This is a genomic window from Ktedonobacter racemifer DSM 44963, from assembly GCF_000178855.1.
GTDB classification, from domain to species: domain Bacteria; phylum Chloroflexota; class Ktedonobacteria; order Ktedonobacterales; family Ktedonobacteraceae; genus Ktedonobacter; species Ktedonobacter racemifer.
On sequence record NZ_ADVG01000003.1, the window covers coordinates 659,751 to 678,514 of the forward strand.

Consider the following 18,764-nt stretch of genomic DNA (forward strand, 5'->3'; position numbering starts at 1 on the left):
CAACAGGAAACGGCTCTTACGCAACCTCGATAATTTTAGAAATGATTAGCTTCGAGCAAGAGTCAGGAATCAGCTTCACAAATCTCTTGACCAAACTCATACCGAAGAGTCACTCCTCCGAATCATCGAGGTTGATACTGCTGGCGAACCCTAGAGAGAGCGATGAGGTAGCCAGGGAACAGGCGTAGCGTGAAGAGGCCCGGATCTGCGAACACCCTTGAGCCAAACAGAAGGACACCAACTGATACTTTACGAATAACTTTGCCATGGCTGGAAGCATAACATTGCTGTCTACGAGCTTGATTTGTAGAGCTTGTGAATGGCATATTTCTCGCTCTTGCGCCCATAACTTTGCCGGGAGTGTGAATTGGACGTTAATGGTTGCCAAAAGTACATATCTTGCATATTTCATTGCAGGAACCAGGCTTGAGGCAATGACCTGGAAGACGGCTACTGAGTGATTCCACGTAAAGAGACCATTGCAAAGACTCCACCAACAATCACGAGCAGACCTGTCCCAATCAGTATGGTGTCTATGGGACCAAAGGTAATACCGAGGATGACCATATGAACGTGCCATGACACCAGGCTCCCAGCGTATCCTGCGAGGGTAACAGACACAACGTAGGCCAATGTCCAGGCGGGTGTGAGTACAGCAAACACTCGCCCGGCAAGGTTGCGAGGTGTGGTTTGAAGCATGAGTGGCTCCAAAGCAACATTATTTGCTGCATTTGGTATCCCTAGTAAGCCAAAGACGATAAGTGCCGAAAGAAAGTTTGTCATCCGAGCAAATACAAGGATAAGCGCTCCCACTGCTATCATTGAACTCCAGAATGCTCTGGTGAAACCAAAACGTGGGACTAAGGGGCTAGCGAGCGCAGTTCCTACAATTGAGCCTACGCCAAAGGCCGTACTCAAGAAGCCATAAAGTACTGTGGGTGCATGGAGATTCTGAGTGAGAAAAAACACATCAAGTACATTTAATGCCCCGAGTCCAGACATGGCAATCATCAAGGAAATGGTGAGTGTCCTCACAACCGTATTTCTCGAAACAAACTGAAGGCCTTCCCAAAACTCAAGCCATATATGCCCTTTTGAATGAGTCTGTGCGTTTCCTGCTTCACGGGAAGGGTGCACTAGTAACATGGTTAGGAACGAGACAATAAACGAAAAGGCATTGAACCCAAACGTCCACGAGACTCCAATTCCCAAAAGCAGTGGACTTGCCAGAGCCGGTCCAAGTATCATGGCGAGGTTAGTGACAACGAGATTCCATCCGCTTGCCCTGGCAAGTTCTGATTCTGCCACAATATCGCTAATCAGAGCGAATTGAGCAGGGGCGAAGAATTGCGTACAAACACTTGCAACAAAAACGACTCCATAAATGATGGCAAGCAGCCAGATAAGAGGAAGATGCCCACCAGGGAAAAATGGGATAGGAAGAATTCCACTCGCAAAGAGCAGAAATGAGATCAGAATAGCCCGAATGGCATCCATCCACAGCATGGTTCGACGTTTGTCCCATCGATCAACAAAAACCCCTGCAAGCGGCTGAATGAGAAATCGAGGCAATGATTGAGCTAGGATGAGAGCGCTCACTGCCAGAGGGAGCCACGAGCGTCCTGGTGCGATGAAGGTAACCATCCAGAGGATGAGCGTTGTTCCGAAGAGGAAATCGCCAAAGGTCGAAAGCACTTGTCCACTCCAGAGCAGCAGAAAGTTGCGATTGATAAAGAGATGTTCTGCTTTGGTCAAGAACGAGAAGCGTGTTTCAGTAGACATACCACCATATCCTCACTTTCAATAGAAAGCTCTTGTACACAAACACCAGCCACTCGCTTGTGTTTATGATGCGCAGTGTACCTATGGAAGAGGAAGACTGTCACCCTCCCTTTGGGGGGAAAGTGGCCTCTTTAGGGGAAAAAGTAAAAGTGAGGAGACGATGGCTTTATGATAGGAAGCCGATTTGCCTGGCACATACAATGGCTTGTGTACGGCTATGCGCATTGAGTTTGCTGTAGATTTGTTTGAGATACCATTTGATCGTACTTTTTGCAACGATCAAGGTATCAGCGATCTCTTGATTCGAGCGGCCCTCAGCCAGAAGGCGTAGAACCTCCAGTTCACGCTTGTTCAGGGTGACAAGTGACTGCTGCACAGGCTGATGAGGAGAGGAAATGTTATGCGGCTCGGAATTATGGTATGCAAAGTCTGGAAAGCGTGATTGTACGACGGAGAGCGCGGAATTCTCGCGTGCCACGATATGCACGGGATATATCCTTGGGAAAGGAGTGCTGAGACCAAGTGTATGTGCATGGAGAGAGAGATCCACATCTTGCTGAGTGATATAGGTCTCTAACACATGAGGCTCAGATTCTTGAAGGTAGTTGAGGGCCTCATCGACGTTAGTTGCACACGCCCATATCCATTGAAACTGGGCTCCGACAGTTTCCTGGGGCAACCAGAGCGACCCACTGCATAGTGTCAAATGGCGTGCTGGCTGCAAGGCAAGGGCACCTGTACTCTTTTGCTTCAACCGTTGAACCTTCTTTGACATCCTGTCTCACCTTCTTTGGATATGAGGACGTAGATCACCTTCCCTTTGCCGATACATGTTTTTCTAGTATATCATGCATCGAATCTGTACCACTACTAGAAGCAATTCAATGCCACACGGCAAAGAAATGCCTCCAGTAACACCAACTCACATGATGGGTTGCACATATTGAAAGTATCCATTGCGATAAAAAGTGACTGGCAGCGCAGAGAGTAACTTCTAACAACAGACGTAGTGGTGATAGGAGATGCATCGCTGCCATGGGAGAGGCGGACAGGCTGTGAATCAGGACGCATAGCGTGTGCTGATCTTTGTCCTGACCCATGCGCATTGTGGTCAAGTCGGGTTGACGAGGAGCAGAATACCAAGGGCCAAGATGACGAAGAACACGTAGTGTTTGAACTTCTCCGTCGGAATGTATCGATGCAGGAACAGGCCGAGCAACGTGGCGATGATGATGGCAGGAAGAGAGACCCCATAGAGCAGGAACAGGTTGGCAGTCCAGAGACCGCCAAGAGCCTGACCGATCACAACAAAGATGCCAGCGACCAGGAAGTGCGCCTGGAGGGTCCCGTGAAAACGGGATGGGTTCCAGCGGCGCAAGGTGCCGTAAACGACCACGGGGATTCCCGTCACGTTATAGGCGCTTCCCAACGCTCCGGCGGCAAACCCGAACGGGAAAACCCAGCCCTTATTGCTTAGCCAGGAGGGGGCAGTCGTTTGAGTAATAACATCACGGATCAGTGAGTAGACGCTATAACCAATCAGGAGGGCTCCGAGCGTTTTGGTAACGACGCCAGCAGGTGCAAGCTTCACCAATGCCAGTCCAATCGGGATGCCAAGGAGCGTGGCAACGCTCAGCCGGATCAGTGTGGGGCGATCGATGTAACGCCAGCCAGAAGGAAGAGTCATCCCGGCGACAGTGAGCCCCGCCAGCCCGATGAGTGAGATCGACGTATGGAGACTGATTGGCAAGAGCGCCAGCAATGGCATACTAATCACTGCTTCCCCAAATCCAAAGGTCGCTCGCATCAGCGCTCCGGCGAAAACGACCGCGACCACCAGGACGATCATTGTCATCGTCATCACAGAGATCCCTTTCTTATTTTGCCTCTCAGCTCTTGTGCATCGCAAAGGAAGCAAACCTCGCCCTTTTTCCAAAATGCTTCCGTTCTCCGAAACAAGCCTCTCTGATACACCAAATTGATAGACCGCACCATAAGAGACCGCGTCTTCCAGTCTTCAGAGTATATTACATGGTTTCTGTTGTCTGGACAAGGCCACTTTTTATCGCAATGGATACTTTCAATATGTGCAACCCATCATGTGAGTCGGTGTCAAACAGAAGCCTGACAAAAGGAGGAATTGCTGATATATTCCGCATTTCACTGAAGATTGAGGAGCTTTCAACATGCTTGGGATCCAGACGCGCTCTTTACAATGCCATTCTGATGCGGTCGAGAGAGGTTCGCCAGCAGTATCGAGGTTGCGTAAGAGCCAGGAAACTGGTGAAATTGGTACAATTATTCTGGTGAAGCAAGATGCATCCACCGGAATAATCGTTGGAAAACGGCCAGTTTCCTGGCTCTTGTCCAATTTTTGGGAAATGGATAATTGAAGAGTCTTTCCAGGCGATCTTTTGAGCTCATTTTTGAAAGGGAATGATTCGAGAAGCTCTTCATTTCCCCCTAATTGGACAAGAGCCGAATAATGTTGGGTTTTACACTCTGGAAACTCCACCCTTAGAGAAGGATACATTTTCCATTTACCACTATCCTTGACAATCTGATTTCTGCTCAGATATACTCTATTTGTAAGTTAACTAACTATTGCGGAGGAGATCAAGGGTATGCCAGGAGAGGAGAAACGCCAGCGCCTGATCGAGGCCGCCACGCAGGTGATGTACCAGCAAGGCACCCATCGCACGACGCTGGCGGATGTCGCCCAGGCGTCAGGGGTTCCCCTTGGCAACGTCTACTACTACTTTAAGACCAAGGATGCCCTGGTCGAGGCTGTCATTAAAGCGCGTTTACAGGAGATCCGCGATAACCTGCACGCTCTTGAGACCCTGCCAGACCCCTGGCAACGGCTCAAAGCCCTGGCGGGTATCGGTCGCTCCTTCCGTGACCAATTGATGAGCTATGGTTGTCCTTACGCCACGCTCTGCCTGGAACTGGAGAAAGAGGAGACGCCCCTGGCTCAGTCCTCCTCTGAACTCTTTGCTCTCCAGGTGGACTGGGCCGAGAAGCAGTTCCGCCAGCTTGACTTCGGCGACGAGGCGCGCGATCTGGCCGTAGACCTGCTCGCGAACATGCAGGGGATCTATCTCCTGCTCCAGAGCCTGCGCTCGCCAGAAATGTTCGAGCGCAAACTCACCCGCCTCGAAAAGTGGCTTGACGATCTCGCCGCCTCTCACCAGGCAGCACTTCCATAAGCACCCATGGGGAGCGCACAGAGTGGCCCTCTTCCACGCACAAATTAAGTTAGTTAACTAACAAAAATTGTTCATTGGTAAAAAGAAAGAGAAGAAAACGATGTCTCTAGACCAGAGCGCAACACTTGAGCAGCAAATTCATGAGTTCAATGCCCAGCTCGCGACTCAGGCTCCTCCCCAGGTCGTTGACCAGTTTAGCCAGCACATCAATACGCTCATTGCATCTGGCGTAGAGAAGAACGCGTTGAAGGTGGGTGAGAAAGCTCCTTCTTTCACGCTGCCCGATGCTCTGGGACGCCAGGTCTCGCTTGCGGGGCTTCTCCAGCAGGGGCCGGTCGTCGTAACGTTCTATCGCGGTGAGTGGTGCCCCTACTGCAATCTGCAGCTCCATGCCTATCAGCAGGTTCTGCCCCAGATCAAGGAATTGGGCGCGAGTCTCATCGCTATCTCGCCTCAGACCCCTGATCACTCACTCTCTCTGAGCGAGAAGCATGAGCTGGCCTTCCCGGTCCTGAGCGACCAGGGCAACCTGGTCGCTCGTCAGTTTGGCCTGGCCTACTCGATTGAGGAGCAAACACGCACCCTCCTCAAGAGCCTTGGCTCCGACATAGCCGCCTTCAACGGTGACGAGTCCTGGGAGCTACCCGTACCCGGCACCTTCATCATCTCCCAGGATGGCACCATCCGCCTGACCTACGCCGATGCAGACTACACCCACCGCCTGGAGCCATCCGCGCTCCTCGATGGCCTGCGCACCATGAGCAAGTAAAGGCCTCTGAGGGACACTTGTAAATCATTTTGCTTTATACCACTTTTTATCATTGTAAAAAGTTAGTTGACTAACGAGAATGCTGGAAAACACGATGCGATTGACAAACGGTCAGCACTTCCCGACGATTACGGCTTCGCGTGTTGGTGGTGGTGAAATGACGCTTCCCCAGAGTCTAGAGGGCAAATGGACGGTGTTGCTGTTCTATCGCGGTCACTGGTGTCCGTATTGCCGACAGCAATTGATGGATTTTCAGCGTGCTTTAGAGCAACTTCATGAAATAGGAGCCGAGGTCGTTGCCTTGTCAGTGGACCCGCTTGAAAAGGCCCAGGAGACGGTGACCAAGCACCATCTCACCTTTCCGGTCTTGTATGGCTTGGATGCTCACGACATCGCGCAGAAGATAGGAGCCTATATCAACGAAGACCCACTCTACTTGCAAGCCACTGGATTCGTCTTGCAACCCGATGGCACTATTGCTGTCTCTGTCTCTTCTAGTGGCGCGATTGGTCGTCTTGTTGCTGCCGACACCATCAATTTCATCAAATATATGCAGCACCAGACGCACAAACAACAGGGGGGCGCGCCCTCACATGTGTCCTCACGCCCATTGGTATGAAAAAACGCCTAAACGTCTCTCTGTCCTATGGACGTTGTATCTTCCTGGTCATATCCAGACGACGTTGGAAGAACTGGCGACGTTCGATTTCGAGCGATAACGAAGGGATTGCATCATGAACGAGTTCCAGGGAAAAGTTGCATTGGTAACAGGTGGCGGACGTGGTATTGGGCGTGCTATCGCGCTTGCATTGGCACAAGCGGGCTGTGATGTTGCAGTGCTAGCGCGTACTCATGGAGAGATCGAGCAGGTCGCCGCCGAAATACAAGCAACAGGGCAGCGGAGCTTTGCAATCAGTAGTGACCTCTCGGATGGCAAAGCGATAACTCACACATTCACAGCCATCACGAAAGAGCTTGGTCCAATTGCTATTCTGATCAACAATGCAGGGGTCGTCGAGCCACTTGGCTCCATTCAAACAGTTGATCCTGATGCATGGGCGCAAGCTATCGACATCAATCTCATCGGAGCGTTTCGTTGGATGCGTGCCTGTCTCCCGATGATGCTTGAACGCGGCTGGGGGCGTATCATCAACATTTCGACAGGGGCCGCGACTGAAACCGGGATGGAGAACAGTAGTGCGTACTCGACAAGCAAAGCAGGGCTTGAGATGCTCACTCGCAATAGTGCGGCTGAGCTACGAGGGAAAGGCGTGACGGTGAATGCCGTTCGCCCAGGCACCGTTGATACGGCGATGCAGGCGCATATTCGTGGCCTACCGATAGAACAAGTCGGGCAGCAAATCCATGACCGCTTCAAAGGCTTTTATGAGCAAGGCACATTGCTTGAGCCATCTCGACCTGCGCGCCTCGTCGTCAATCTGCTCCGGGGAGAGAGTACCGGTGAGATTGTCAGTATCTACGATCAACGTGGGCAAGAACTGCTCAAGCAGTAAGTACGAAAGAGCGTTTGCTCTCTGCAAGATGCTTTCTCAGGGTTTTATGGTGTAAATGTGAACATTCAGTGAGGTAATTTCTTGTAACTATTCAGATTCTTGCTGAACGCAGAATAGTTACACGAAGAAAATTGTATTGATAAGAGAGAGGCATCAGTCCGCGGGCCGCACGGCCCGGCTTAAAGTCACTCATGGCAAAGTTGATCGGACCGTAAGTGAAGAGGAGGGAATCTTATGCCGCGTATTTGCGTCTTCGACGTCAATGAAACACTGCTTGATCTCAAGGCCCTGGACCCCTCATTTAAAGAGGCATTTGGGGATGCTGGCATTCGCCGCGAATGGTTCAATCAGATGCTGCAACTTGCCTTTGTTTCCACTATTACAGGTGAATATCGCGATTTCGGCGTATTGGGGGCTTCCGCCCTGGGCATGATCTCCGCCCGCTACGGCGTCTCGTTGGCGCAGGAGCAGCAGACTACGTTGCTGAAAGGTCTGCGTCAGATGCCGCCCCATCCCGAGGTCCCGGAGAGCCTGCAGCGTCTGAAAGAGGCTGGGCTGCTCCTGGTCAGCCTGACCAACTCCACCCTGGCCGTTTCTCAGGCTCAGCTGGGCAATTCCGGCTTGGGCAGGTACATCGAGCGCCAGTTTTCGGCGGATACTGTTCACAGGCTCAAGCCCGCGCCAGAGCCGTATCAGATGGTCGCGCGGGAACTCGGCGTGCCGATCGGAGACCTCACGTTGATTGCCGCCCATACCTGGGATATCGCCGGGGCGTGCAAGGCTGGCTGCAAGACCGCGTTTATTTCGCGTCCTGGCATGGTGCTTGATCCAAATGTCGCGCCACCCGATATTGTCGGGTCCGATCTGAGCCAAATCGCGGATCAGCTCATTGCAGGCAAGGACAAATAAGCGCAGGAAGACTTCCACATCTATCAACCTCCGGCAACGGAGTGGCTAGGCGCGTAATAGGCCCTCGAGTATGGCATTGCCTGCTTCCTGCCTGACTCCTCTCTCACATCCAAGAGGAGTCAGGCACCCTCCTAAGACACCAAAGCGAAGAGCCTTCCCTTTCTGAGCACGAATGGTATATACTAGAGGTATACTTGAACTAATGAGGCATTAGTTCAGGTTTACAGTGAGCCAAATTTTCCTGTGACAGAGGTATCCATTTTGTATAAGCAACCATCACAAAGTATCATCATCTCTTGCATATCTCAAGCAGATAGAGTATACTTGGATGTATGAAGTTATCGAGTTATGCCAAGAAGATTGGGATCAGTTATAACAGCGCCTGGCGTATGTGGAAACGCGGCCAGATTCCCGGCTATCAATTGCCCACCGGCACCGTGATCATTGATCCGCCGGAGCTTCGCTCGGTTCCGGTCCACGCCGTCGCTGTGTATGCTCGTGTTTCAAGCAGCGAAAACAAAGACAACCTGGAAAGGCAAGCCGAGCGGCTGGTGACCTGGTGCAATGCCCAAGGCTGGTCGGTCAGCAAAGTCGTCAAAGAGTGCGGCAGTGGCATCAACGATCAGCGGCCCAAGTTTCTGGCGCTGCTGGCAGATCCCAAAATCGGGCAGATCGTGGTTGAACACAAAGATCGCGCTTCTCGCTTTGGCGTGGCCTATATTCAGACCTTGTTGGCTATGCAAGGACGGAAACTGGTCATCGTCAACACCGCTGATACTGCCGACGATGATCTCATGGGCGATTTTATCAGCATCATTCCCTCGTTTTGCGCTCGTCTTTATGGTCGCAGACGAGCCAAACGCAAGACGGAACAAGTGCTAGCGGCTTTGCAGCAGAATGGACCCGCCCGTGAGCAAGAAGCCCCAAAAAGCCTCGCTTGATGAGAAAAAAAAGCGCAAGCGCAAAAAGAAGACGAAGCAGACCATCACTCGAGCGGTGACCCATATCCGTCTCATTGAGGCCAATCCTGGCAAACTTGAGGCGCTCGATCAGCTTGTGGCGGTTTACTTGCCGCTGTGCCAACAGTACACCACCCTGTTTTGCGAGGCCGAGACAAGCCCGGACAAGTACCAAGAAACCGTCTTCAAAACCGATCTTTCCGACCGCTTGCATCGAGTGGCAATACAGCAAGCCGCAGGCATTGCCAAAAGCGTTCGCACGAATCGAGCGAACGCCTATCAGGCGTACCTGGAAGATGTGGCTGATTACGCTCAGGCCAAGGCCAAAGCTCAGGCGGAAGGCCGGATGTCCGCCTTCAAACGCCGCGAACCGACCTGGACCGAATGGGATCTCCCTGTGCTGCGTGTGCCAGTCATCCAAGCCAATGTCAACGTGGTGGTGCTCGAGAAGTCGGAGGACTCCACGTTCGACTACTGGCTGCGCGTGTCCACCTTAGATGTCGGGAATCCGCTTCGAGTCCCAGTCAAACTCGCCTCCTATCACAAACGAGCACTCGAAGGCCGTACGCTCAATGCATCCACAACACTTCACAAGCGCAATGGAGTCTGGTGGCTGACGCTCTCCTTTGACGAGGACGTTCCTCTTCAAACCAAGCCTGACGCCCCTACAGTAGGCGTCGATGTGGGCATTGCCCATTTCCTCACGACCTCCACCAATAAAGCGTATGGCAGTTTTCATGGCAAGATGGCCCGACAGCACAAGCACGATCGGGAAAAGCGTCGCCGCAAGGCGAAACTGCGAGCCTGTCTGGAAAAGAAAGGCGTCCCAAAGGGCAAGCTTCCTTCGACAAGTTCTGAAACGTCGCAACGCTTGAGCCGTCACGTCAAGCAAGAGATCAACCGGGCGGTCAATGCGTTGGTCAAAGATCATCGAGATGCCAGACTCATTTATGAGGACCTCAATGTGGCCTCGATGCGCTTCAAAGCAAGGGTGATGAACAGTTATCTGTATGCTTCTCACCTGGGGCATATCCCAGAGCAGCTGGCCTGGGCCGCCGCCAAACAGGGCATGGCAGCCCACACGGTCCGAGCCGCCTATTCCTCTCAGGAATGCCCCCGCTGCCATTATGTCGATCGCGCTAATCGGCCGAACCAGAAAACCTTCAAGTGCCTGGTCTGTGATTACGCAGACCAGGCCGACCGCAAAGCCGCACAGACGCTCGCGGGACGCTGGGGGGATCGGAAACTGGCGGCATGTCGCTCGACCTCGGAGGTCAAGGCGCTCCTCATGACGCGGCATGAAGCGTGGAAACAGCAGAATCAGCAGAGGATCCAGGATGCCGGGCCTCCCGTCCAGTTGAGCTTCTGGGATCCCCCAGAGATGTTCCTGGAATCATCTCACGAGTGAACATCTCTCAGTAGAGAGAGGTGCATAGGATGCTCGTAGTGCATCCTCCCGCCTAGTCCGCTGTTTGGTAAACAGGCGTAGGTTAAAGTGAGAAGGATAATCATTGCAATAGATGGTTATGCTTTGATCAACTATCAAAGAACTGGCGCTTGCAAACCAGCATATTACCAAACATATTAAGGCCAGCATCGACGAACTGGAGGCAGAGCATGTCGAGGCTGTTGTCTCTATAGATGACCAGCGCGCACATGTGCGACTGGAAATCCAAAAGACGCTAGCCTTCCTCCACGACGAAATATTAACCCTCACCATTGAAGAAAAAGCCAAGTACAATAAAACGCTTGCTGGTTTGCGCAATCGAGAGAAAGAGCTAATTGAGGCACAAAATAATACCCCACAAACAACGCTCAAAGAAGACTTCCAAGAGTTAGCAGATGTGCTGGCCGACATCCCTGGCAAGCTTGACGGTTGCTCGATGGAGCGAAAGCAAAAGCTGGCGAGGTTGATTACTGAAAGTGTTGTGATTGAAGATGTCAGCGTTCATTGGCTCCGGCTTACCGTTTTCTGGCGCGGCCCTCTCGCTGCTCGGCCTGACGTCTGCCTTATCTGGTGCCAGCGGGGAAGACGGCACGTCGAACGATGGACAGCTGAAGAAGACGAATACATCAGAGCACACTATGGTGTTGGCAATAAATGGGAGATTCTTAACCACTTCCTAGAGAAGACCTGGAATATGATACGGGAGCGGGCGCTGTTCCTGGGTGTGCGCCGGCAAATTTCCCAAACCGCACCCATTGCTGACAATGTGACGGTTTCTGATCTGAATGTTATACCAGACAGAGCCATTGCACTTAAAATTCTTGAACAGGTCGCTCAAACGAGCAGTAAGACCATCAAGCGGGATAGCCAAAGCTTTGCCGTATGGCTCTACCCTGCAGGACTGAGCAAATTTACGGGGGCAATAAAACATCGGGGCAGCGACAACAGGCTGGGAAATGGCAACGATAACGAGTGAGCGTTCTCACCCTGCTCAAGTTTCAGCGTCGCCAGCGCTATATGAAATATATTCTGCGCTGTATCCTCGACCGCGTGCTCGCCGAGGCTCAGGGTGCCGGTCGCCTCAGCGAAAACGTTAACCTCAACTATGACCTGATCTTTCCCGAGATCGACCTCGACGACAACAAGCAGCTTGCCGGGGCCGCTAACGCCCTCACACAGGCCCTCATCGCCGCCAAGGCCCAGGGCTGGCTCAGCGATGAGACCGCCATACGCCTGCTCTTCAAGTTCGCCGGCGAAGATATCAGCGTCCACGACGAACTGACCAGGATACGCGGCGAGAGCGCCCCAGAAGCATACGCACCGCATTTAAGGAGCACCAGCAATCCTGAAAAAGGGGTATTCACCCTTTTTCAGGATTGCTGGTGCTCCTTAACGCTTCTTCACCCTACCAGGCAGAGGCATCAAGTTCTTGCAAAGGCGCTTCAGGGCCTTTTGTTTTTTTACCCCTTCTTTACGTCTACTATCTTGTATGTTGTACCACCTGGTGTACTTCTCCTCGCTATTCTTGTGCCAGGTGCCAAATTATGACAATAGTGAAAAAGGTGCTAATTTCACATATCAGGGAGGATCCATGCCGAAAAAGCTCCTGACACTTTTCTTAAGCATGCTGCTGACGAGCATGCTCCTTACGGGGTGTGGAGGAACTGAGAATACTACCAAGCAAGACCTTCAGTATACAGATGATGCTAAAGTACTGAATATTATCGCGGGCAGCGAACAGCAAACAATTCTTGAACAGATCGTTGTCCCATGGTGCAAGTCGAAGGGTTTCACCTGTAACTTTGTGCTCAAGGGCAGCGTTGATCAGTCATACTTACTCAAACAAGGTGGTGGGGCGTACGATGTATTCTGGTTCGCGAGTTCTGTGTTTGAGCAGATAGGCGATGAAAAAAATGTGCTCAAGAGCGTCCAGCCAATGTTCATCACACCACTCGTTTATGCCGGCTGGAAATCAGAGATGCAGAAGCTAGGCTTCGTTGGGCGCGATGATATCTCCGTTGCCGAAATTCTCTCCGCCGTCGAGTCGCATAAGACCTCTGCCTGGCTGACGAATCCTTCGCAGTCCAATAGTGGTGCGACCGTCTTTTTCGGATTTATGAATTACTTTGCAGGCAACAAAGCAGGTGTCCCCCTTTCAAAGCAACAGTTGAATTCACAGCCCGTCCAGGAAGGGATTACCAAGTTTATCCGGGCGATGGATCAGACTCCCCCTTCAACTGGTACGCTCATGAACAATTGTATTGCCAATAAAGAGAAATGCCGGACCTTGTTTACCTATGAAGCCCTGGCTATCGAACACAACAAGGAGCTTGTGGCGAAGGGACAGGAGCCTCTCTACGTTGTCTATCCCAAAGAGTCTCTGGCGATTGCCGATGCCCCCATGGGATTTCTCCCCCATGCCGGGAATGCGAATAGCGCCAAGGAACAGAACTTCCACCAACTCCAGCAATACCTCCTGTCAACAGATGTTCAGCAGAAATTGCTTCAGCTCGGTCGTCGACCGGCTGGCGGTGGTGGTCTCTCTCTCACCGGCGTCGACAAGACAACGTTCAATCCTGACTGGGGTATCAAAGCGACTCTGCGCCAGCAGGCAATTACGTACCCTGCTCCAGATGTGATTAACGCCGCGCTGGATAACTACCAGACGGTGTACCGCCGCCCCGTACATACCATTTACTGCCTGGATGGCTCCGGATCAATGGGGAGCAATGGCGGATGGGACCAGTTGAAGGAGTCCTCGGAACTGCTCTTTGATCAAACGAAGGCGCGCCAATACCTGCTACAAACGCATCCGCAAGACCTCACATCGGTCATGGTTTTTAACAGTGATATCGCTGCCGGTCCCGATGGCTCATGGACGGTCGAGGGCAATGATCCGCAAAAGATGCGAGGATTGTATGACAATATTCAGGCGCGCGAACCGGACGGCGGGACCAATATGTATGCCTGCTTACAGAGATCCGTTGAACTCTTCAAGCAGCAGCCAAATGAAAACCGCAAACGGCTGATTATCGTCATGACAGATGGACAGAGCGAGAAGGGCAATGGCGTCGATCAGATCATTCAGTCGGTCGCCTCACTAGGGGTGCCTGTCATTTCGGTGGCCTTTGGCAGTGATGCCGACGTGACGCAATTGAATGAAATCTCGACTGCAACGCATGGGTCAGTGACCAAAAAGGATAATATGGTCGATGCAATGCGTGAGGCGACAGGGTATAAATAGGTAGGAGACCACGATGAAGATCGCACGGTATGCGACCTGGATAGCACTTGGGATAGGGGTGGCGATATTTCTCGTCGCCTACTATCTCCTGACCTCCGCGGGGTGGTCGCTCTGGATCGCCCTGGGCATCGCTGCCATTGTCAGCCTCTGTACATCAGGCGCCTCCTGGCTCCTTCTAGATAGGCGCAGCGAGCGAGAGGCACGCTTCGATACCTATCTCGACGAGGCCGAACAGAAGGTACGCCTCGTCCAACTCAAACTACGCCAGATCAATGTCTTCGCGGCCCAAATACGCCATCAAGCCACAGCGACGCTGTTGGGCCAAATCTGTCATGATGTTGACCAGCTTATCACGCGGGTCCGTGCCAAGAACGCTGCTGAGCTTCTCTCGTCAACGGAGAGAATCGACAACTACTTACAACAGGTTGTCTCCGTAACAGAGAAGTATGTCGATATCGAAGCCTACCCGCGCTACTACAAAGACCCCGCCGTCAAGCGAGAGCTGATTCAGCAGGGATTACAGTCCTTTGATGAGTATATTGTTGCCAGCACCATCGCGCTCGAAGATGGGGATACCTTCGCGCTTGACGTCGATGTGCAAATGCTTGATGCAGCCAAATATAGAAGATTGGCATGAGGAGAAAAACGCTAATGACTCGTACCATCCGCTTTGGGTTGTCAGCAGTCAGCCTGACAATTGGGTTGGTTGTGCTGATTGTGTTCGTCACTGTGTTGAAACCATCACAGGCTGCACCTGCATCAACGCCAGTTCCCCAGACCAGCATTTCCTGTGTGGGAGGAAGTGAGAAGAATGATTTGATGCAGGATACTGAAATACAGGGAATTCTGCATAATAAATATGGCCTGAATATTCAATTTCAATCTATGGGTTCACTTGCCCAGGCCACCATGTCAACGAGTGAGATCAAACAAAAGGGATTAGATTGCCTCTGGCCCTCTAGTATCGCTTCACAGACAGTCTTTGAAGCGCAACATAAAGCCAGCGAATTCGAAGCCTACCGCGCCGAGACGGTGCTGAGTAGCCCTGAAGTCATTTATGCAGGCCCTAACGGTACGGCAGCGTTGCAGAAAGCTGGCATTGTCACAAAGCGTGGGAACAACTATTTCATCGTAAATATGAAGAAGCTGCTCCTCGAATACGTCCTCAAGGGCAAACAATGGGAGGATCTGGGGGCCCAGCAGTTGCAGGGTCCCATCCAGATTGGCAGCACGAATCCGGTAGAATCGAACAGCGGCTTCATCCTCTACCTGCTGAAGCTAACCATTATCGCGACCAATGACGCGCATAAAAGCCCCAACGTTGCGCAGGCCAAAAGCGTCTTGCCTACAATACGTGCCCTCTACGATGCGCAGGGACTGCAAGCACAAAGCTCAAGCTTTGGCTTTGATCAGTGGCTGAACCAGGGCGGCGAATTTCGCGCCCCGCTTTATTCTGGCTATGAATCGCAGATCATCGAGAAGTCCCTCACATATCCCCAGTTAAAGGACGTCAACGTTCTTTATCCTGACCCAACCGTGTATAGCGATCACCCGATCCTGGCGCTGAACAAGAAATCACAGCGCTTTATCGATGCAATGAAGGACCCGAAGATTCAGCAGATTGCCTGGCGAAAATACGGTTTTCGTTCGGTCCAACTGGGTATCACCAACGTGAAAGACTTTCCCAAACTCCCTCTTGCAGAAACCGTTTCTTCGATTAACGTCCCTTCAGCAGAGGTCATTACACTCTTGAATAACTGCCTGAAAGATAGTAAACAGTGTTAATCTCACTACTGAGAGAGAAAAGAAAGGACGATCAGCGTGGCAGAGGAAAATGCGGTTCCAAGCTTTAAAGTGTCGTTTCCAATGGTTCCCGGAGCAGGCTCTACCGTACAGGTAGCCCCGACTCCCAAGAGTGACGCCGATCCATTCATGTCTCAGTACGCGCAGAGCCAGCAGACCCGGCAGCAGCTTGTGTGTAAGGACCTGCTGGATCCGCAGAGCTATGAGCGAGCGCAACAGTACGCTAAACAACTCTATCCCCAGATGCTGGCAAACACACAGATCATGATGGCCTTTGGTAGTGACTCGGTCGCGGGAATGAACACGCTCATTAACCGTCTCTTAAAAGAGGTCGAACCGGTCGACATTCCCGAACTGACTCAGATCATGCGTCGACTCAATGATGAGATGCGCAAGATACGCCAGAAATACGACGTCAGCAATGATAAGACGCGTGAGAAGCTTGAGAAGTGGGCGCGCGGCATTGGGGGCTTCTTTGGTCGTATGAAATCCCTTCTACAGGCGCTCATGGAAGATGCCATGAAGCTTGAGGAGCAGATTGACCGCGTGAAGAAGGAACTCGTGGGTAGCGAACACCAGATCCTCCGCAATGTCGGCTATTATGACCAGTTGTATCGTAAAAATGAAGAAGAGATTCAGCAGGTTATAGCCGCTATTGCCGTAATGGAGATCATTCGCGACCTGGCAGTTGAAGAGGGACAGGGTATTACTGTTACCTCCCCTACGCTTGATCACCAGCAAGAGGAGCGTAAACGCAACCTGGCCCAGTTTGCCCGTAACATGGAGATAAAGATCGCCGAGTATAAAAACCGCCTTTTCGTCGGGTGGACGACATCTCCCCAGGTCACAAATATGCGCGATCTGGATGTCTCCCTGGCCCAAAAGCTGGATCTGCTGATGAACCTGACGATCCCGGTCATGTTAGGAACGATCCTGCAATGGCGCATGATGATTCAAAGTATGCAGGCCGCGCAATTGGAACAGATCGTTGCCAGTTCTGCAAACGAGTGGCTTACGGCGTATTCTCAGGCGGGAGATCAAATTGTGCCATTGATTGCCAACGCGGTTGAGACGCCTACGCTCACTCCAACAACGATTTCCGCGATGGCCGCCGCAGTTGAGAGGCAATCGCAGGCCATCATTGATGCCTATGAGCAAGGGAAATTACGGCGCGCTGAGAACGACGATGCCATGGTGAAGGCGAGCGAGGTCATTTCTGCCGCCACCAATGAGGTCAGCACCAGGCTCATTGAGCATCAGAGTAAAGTGGTGGATATGCTGGTACGTAAGGCCGAAACGCCTACCCTCCCACCTCCAACACAGCTATAATCCACTCCTCAGTGGATGAACGCTCGAAAGCGTGAATGAAGAGCTCACCACCATTATGGGGACGAGCTCTTCATTCACGCGACTCCAAGCTTCTGTAACACTGATCTCTATGCCCGGACATATGGCAGGCCCTCGAACGGCTTGGCGTGACACTCGTTGTTGGCCAACGCGCCATATAATACTGCCTGTTTAAGCGTATCCATTTCGCCATCAACAAGCGACATAGGGATCATTCTCTTTCAAGTTCCATCACCTTGAATGGCGCGGGAGGCTATTATGCACGCGCTAGCTGCCAAAGATTTCTTTTTTGCTGCATCTCTGCGCGCGGCAGCTCGCTTCTGGCAGAATGATAAGGATCTCCAGGAATTCATGAGCGAACTTTGCGGCTAGCATCGAGCAGATCAGCATAGACAGAAGGCCCCTTTCACATGCTAGAGGGTCTTCTGCCTATGCCGACCTACCTCTGGGGTGGGGATGGCACCACGAAAGGAAAGAGAATCACGAGAAAGCCAGGCATGATGCTTTCTCGTGATTCTCTTTCCTTTCGTGGGCTATCTTGTCGATGGCGAGGGCAAGCTCACAGCCCTGTCTACGACGGATACAGTTTCCATAGGTCGGGGGGTAAAATAGTGTATATCGGAGGATATGCATAGGCTCTCTCGTGCAAGCAGAAGAAATGGAGGAACTGGGCAATGACGGTAACGGAGAATTCCAGGCCGAACATAGGCTTTATCGGCATAGGGCATATGGGAAGTCATATGGTACCCAGGCTGCTACGTGCTGGCTATCACCTGACGGTCTATGATCGCACAGCGGAGCGGGCACGGGCCATGGGCCAACTTGGGGCGCTGGTGGCCGAGACGCCCAGAGAGCTGGCTGCCAGCTGTGAAGTCATCATCTCCTGTGTCACGAATGATAGTGCTCTGGAAGCAGTCATGCTGGCGCCAGATGGTGCGCTGGCGGGAGCGCATGCCTCGTCAGTGATCATCGATATGAGCACCGTTGCCCCGCAGACATCGCGCCATCTTTTCCAGGCCGCGCGAGCAAAGGGCGTGTCGATGATTGACGCGGCCGTCTCTGGCAGCGTGCCTCAAGTCGAACAGGGAAGCCTGGTCATCTTTGTTGGTGGCGAGCGGGAAACGTATGAGCGCTGCAAACCCATCCTTGATGTGCTAGGAAAGCAGAGCATATATCTGGGCTCAAGCGGAAAAGGGACAACCATGAAGCTTGTGGTCAATATGCTGCTGGGCTTGGGCAGGCAGGCTCTGGCGGAAGCACTCGTGCTCGGAGAAAAGGCCGGGCTTGAAAGAGACCAACTCATCGATGTCCTCAAGCAGACAGCGGTTGTCTCTCCTCGTCAACAAGCCGATCTTGAGCACGCGCGGCAGAGGGAGTATCCAGCCGATTTTGCCCTGGCCTTGATGCACAAGGACTTTCATCTCATGCTCGATGAGGCCTTTGAGGTGTCCGCGCCTCTGCCAACGACAGCGGTAGCGCAGCAAATAGCCGCGGCTGCGATGCGCGGCGTGGGCGAAGAAGATGCTTCCGCCATCATCCAGTTTATGGAAGCCTTCGCTGGAATCTCTTGCCCATCCTGAGAATACGGGGCTCATGCAGCCTATCTTTCAGGCTCTGCATTAAGGGGTCGCGGTCAAGCACTACGCCACAGGAGGGACGATATGCCCTTGCGCCGTCGAGTATCCCCAGCAGATCCGTGATTTCGCGTGCCTGCAAACGCTCGTCGCGCACATAATCGCCCTTGAGCTGCTGTACTGGCATGGTGGTCTCGTCAAGGATCG

General features: G+C 52.4%; 17 protein-coding genes and 1 pseudogene. 14 read left to right on the forward strand and 4 right to left on the reverse strand.

The window, feature by feature from the left end; all coding sequences use genetic code 11:
• Positions 1–450: 450 nt before the first annotated feature.
• From KRAC_RS31900 to KRAC_RS31910, 3 genes are all read right to left on the reverse strand, one after another.
• Positions 451–1,782 carry an MFS transporter gene (locus tag KRAC_RS31900; protein WP_007914437.1) on the reverse strand — a complete coding sequence of 444 codons (1,332 nt, stop codon included), beginning with the start codon at positions 1,780–1,782 and terminating at the stop codon, positions 451–453.
• 166 nt (positions 1,783–1,948) lie between these two features.
• The gene (locus KRAC_RS31905; RefSeq protein WP_007914439.1) at positions 1,949–2,557 is read right to left on the reverse strand and encodes a helix-turn-helix transcriptional regulator; all 609 of its coding nucleotides are present in this window, start codon (positions 2,555–2,557) and stop codon (positions 1,949–1,951) included.
• 336 nt (positions 2,558–2,893) lie between these two features.
• Positions 2,894–3,643 (reverse strand): sulfite exporter TauE/SafE family protein, encoded by a 750-nt coding sequence (locus tag KRAC_RS31910; protein ID WP_007914441.1) that lies wholly within the window; start codon positions 3,641–3,643, stop codon positions 2,894–2,896.
• Positions 3,644–4,406: 763 nt separating this feature from the next.
• Here KRAC_RS31910 and KRAC_RS31920 point away from each other — a divergent pair.
• The 14 genes and pseudogenes from KRAC_RS31920 to KRAC_RS79045 all read left to right on the forward strand — a co-directional run.
• The gene (locus KRAC_RS31920) at positions 4,407–4,991 is read left to right on the forward strand and encodes a TetR/AcrR family transcriptional regulator (protein WP_007914452.1); all 585 of its coding nucleotides are present in this window, start codon (positions 4,407–4,409) and stop codon (positions 4,989–4,991) included.
• Between the two features lie 100 nt (positions 4,992–5,091).
• Positions 5,092–5,760 carry a peroxiredoxin-like family protein gene (locus KRAC_RS31925; RefSeq protein WP_007914453.1) on the forward strand — a complete coding sequence of 223 codons (669 nt, stop codon included), beginning with the start codon at positions 5,092–5,094 and terminating at the stop codon, positions 5,758–5,760.
• Positions 5,761–5,854: 94 nt separating this feature from the next.
• Positions 5,855–6,379 carry a peroxiredoxin family protein gene (locus tag KRAC_RS31930; protein WP_007914455.1) on the forward strand — a complete coding sequence of 175 codons (525 nt, stop codon included), beginning with the start codon at positions 5,855–5,857 and terminating at the stop codon, positions 6,377–6,379.
• 115 nt (positions 6,380–6,494) lie between these two features.
• A complete protein-coding gene (locus KRAC_RS31935) occupies positions 6,495–7,274 on the forward strand; it encodes an SDR family NAD(P)-dependent oxidoreductase (protein WP_007914459.1) in 780 nt (259 codons plus the stop codon).
• Between the two features lie 234 nt (positions 7,275–7,508).
• The gene (locus KRAC_RS31940; protein WP_007914461.1) at positions 7,509–8,183 is read left to right on the forward strand and encodes a haloacid dehalogenase type II; all 675 of its coding nucleotides are present in this window, start codon (positions 7,509–7,511) and stop codon (positions 8,181–8,183) included.
• Positions 8,184–8,515: 332 nt separating this feature from the next.
• Positions 8,516–9,124 carry an IS607 family transposase gene (locus KRAC_RS31945; RefSeq protein ID WP_007914463.1) on the forward strand — a complete coding sequence of 203 codons (609 nt, stop codon included), beginning with the start codon at positions 8,516–8,518 and terminating at the stop codon, positions 9,122–9,124.
• Positions 9,093–10,550, forward strand: a complete 1,458-nt coding sequence (locus tag KRAC_RS31950; RefSeq protein WP_040445445.1) for an RNA-guided endonuclease TnpB family protein — start codon at positions 9,093–9,095, stop codon at positions 10,548–10,550. The genes KRAC_RS31945 and KRAC_RS31950 overlap by 32 nt, the downstream gene beginning before the upstream one ends.
• A gap of 250 nt (positions 10,551–10,800) precedes the next feature.
• Positions 10,801–11,565: a hypothetical protein gene (locus tag KRAC_RS31955; RefSeq protein ID WP_007914469.1), complete on the forward strand. Its 765-nt coding sequence runs from the start codon at positions 10,801–10,803 to the stop codon at positions 11,563–11,565.
• Entirely contained in the window at positions 11,562–12,137 is a 576-nt protein-coding gene (locus tag KRAC_RS31960; protein ID WP_007914476.1) for a hypothetical protein, read from the forward strand. Before KRAC_RS31955 ends, KRAC_RS31960 begins: the two co-directional genes overlap by 4 nt.
• A 43-nt stretch (positions 12,138–12,180) precedes the next feature.
• Entirely contained in the window at positions 12,181–13,833 is a 1,653-nt protein-coding gene (locus tag KRAC_RS31965; RefSeq protein WP_007914477.1) for a VWA domain-containing protein, read from the forward strand.
• A gap of 13 nt (positions 13,834–13,846) precedes the next feature.
• The gene (locus KRAC_RS31970) at positions 13,847–14,470 is read left to right on the forward strand and encodes a 5-bromo-4-chloroindolyl phosphate hydrolysis family protein (protein ID WP_007914479.1); all 624 of its coding nucleotides are present in this window, start codon (positions 13,847–13,849) and stop codon (positions 14,468–14,470) included.
• 14 nt (positions 14,471–14,484) lie between these two features.
• Positions 14,485–15,618, forward strand: a complete 1,134-nt coding sequence (locus KRAC_RS31975; RefSeq protein ID WP_007914481.1) for a hypothetical protein — start codon at positions 14,485–14,487, stop codon at positions 15,616–15,618.
• Between the two features lie 36 nt (positions 15,619–15,654).
• Positions 15,655–16,965, forward strand: a complete 1,311-nt coding sequence (locus KRAC_RS31980) for a toxic anion resistance protein (protein WP_007914482.1) — start codon at positions 15,655–15,657, stop codon at positions 16,963–16,965.
• A gap of 674 nt (positions 16,966–17,639) precedes the next feature.
• Positions 17,640–18,563, forward strand: a pseudogene (locus KRAC_RS79045) (NAD(P)-dependent oxidoreductase); the annotation flags it as partial.
• On the opposite strand, the gene KRAC_RS71895 reads toward KRAC_RS79045, so the two are convergent.
• A complete protein-coding gene (locus tag KRAC_RS71895; protein ID WP_007914491.1) occupies positions 18,526–18,744 on the reverse strand; it encodes a hypothetical protein in 219 nt (72 codons plus the stop codon). The pseudogene KRAC_RS79045 and the gene KRAC_RS71895 overlap by 38 nt on opposite strands.
• Positions 18,745–18,764: the final 20 nt, after the last annotated feature.

Coding starts and splice junctions, on each gene's coding strand:
- KRAC_RS31935 (WP_007914459.1), top strand. CDS start 6,495: ATGAACGAGTTCCAGGGAAAAGTTGCATTGGTAACAGGTGGCGGACGT.
- KRAC_RS31910 (WP_007914441.1), bottom strand. CDS start 3,643: ATGACGATGACAATGATCGTCCTGGTGGTCGCGGTCGTTTTCGCCGGA.
- KRAC_RS31930 (WP_007914455.1), top strand. CDS start 5,855: ATGCGATTGACAAACGGTCAGCACTTCCCGACGATTACGGCTTCGCGT.
- KRAC_RS31925 (WP_007914453.1), top strand. CDS start 5,092: ATGTCTCTAGACCAGAGCGCAACACTTGAGCAGCAAATTCATGAGTTC.
- KRAC_RS31905 (WP_007914439.1), bottom strand. CDS start 2,557: ATGTCAAAGAAGGTTCAACGGTTGAAGCAAAAGAGTACAGGTGCCCTT.
- KRAC_RS31965 (WP_007914477.1), top strand. CDS start 12,181: ATGCCGAAAAAGCTCCTGACACTTTTCTTAAGCATGCTGCTGACGAGC.
- KRAC_RS31940 (WP_007914461.1), top strand. CDS start 7,509: ATGCCGCGTATTTGCGTCTTCGACGTCAATGAAACACTGCTTGATCTC.
- KRAC_RS31900 (WP_007914437.1), bottom strand. CDS start 1,782: ATGTCTACTGAAACACGCTTCTCGTTCTTGACCAAAGCAGAACATCTC.
- KRAC_RS31975 (WP_007914481.1), top strand. CDS start 14,485: ATGACTCGTACCATCCGCTTTGGGTTGTCAGCAGTCAGCCTGACAATT.
- KRAC_RS71895 (WP_007914491.1), bottom strand. CDS start 18,744: ATGCCAGTACAGCAGCTCAAGGGCGATTATGTGCGCGACGAGCGTTTG.
- KRAC_RS31970 (WP_007914479.1), top strand. CDS start 13,847: ATGAAGATCGCACGGTATGCGACCTGGATAGCACTTGGGATAGGGGTG.
- KRAC_RS31945 (WP_007914463.1), top strand. CDS start 8,516: ATGAAGTTATCGAGTTATGCCAAGAAGATTGGGATCAGTTATAACAGC.
- KRAC_RS31920 (WP_007914452.1), top strand. CDS start 4,407: ATGCCAGGAGAGGAGAAACGCCAGCGCCTGATCGAGGCCGCCACGCAG.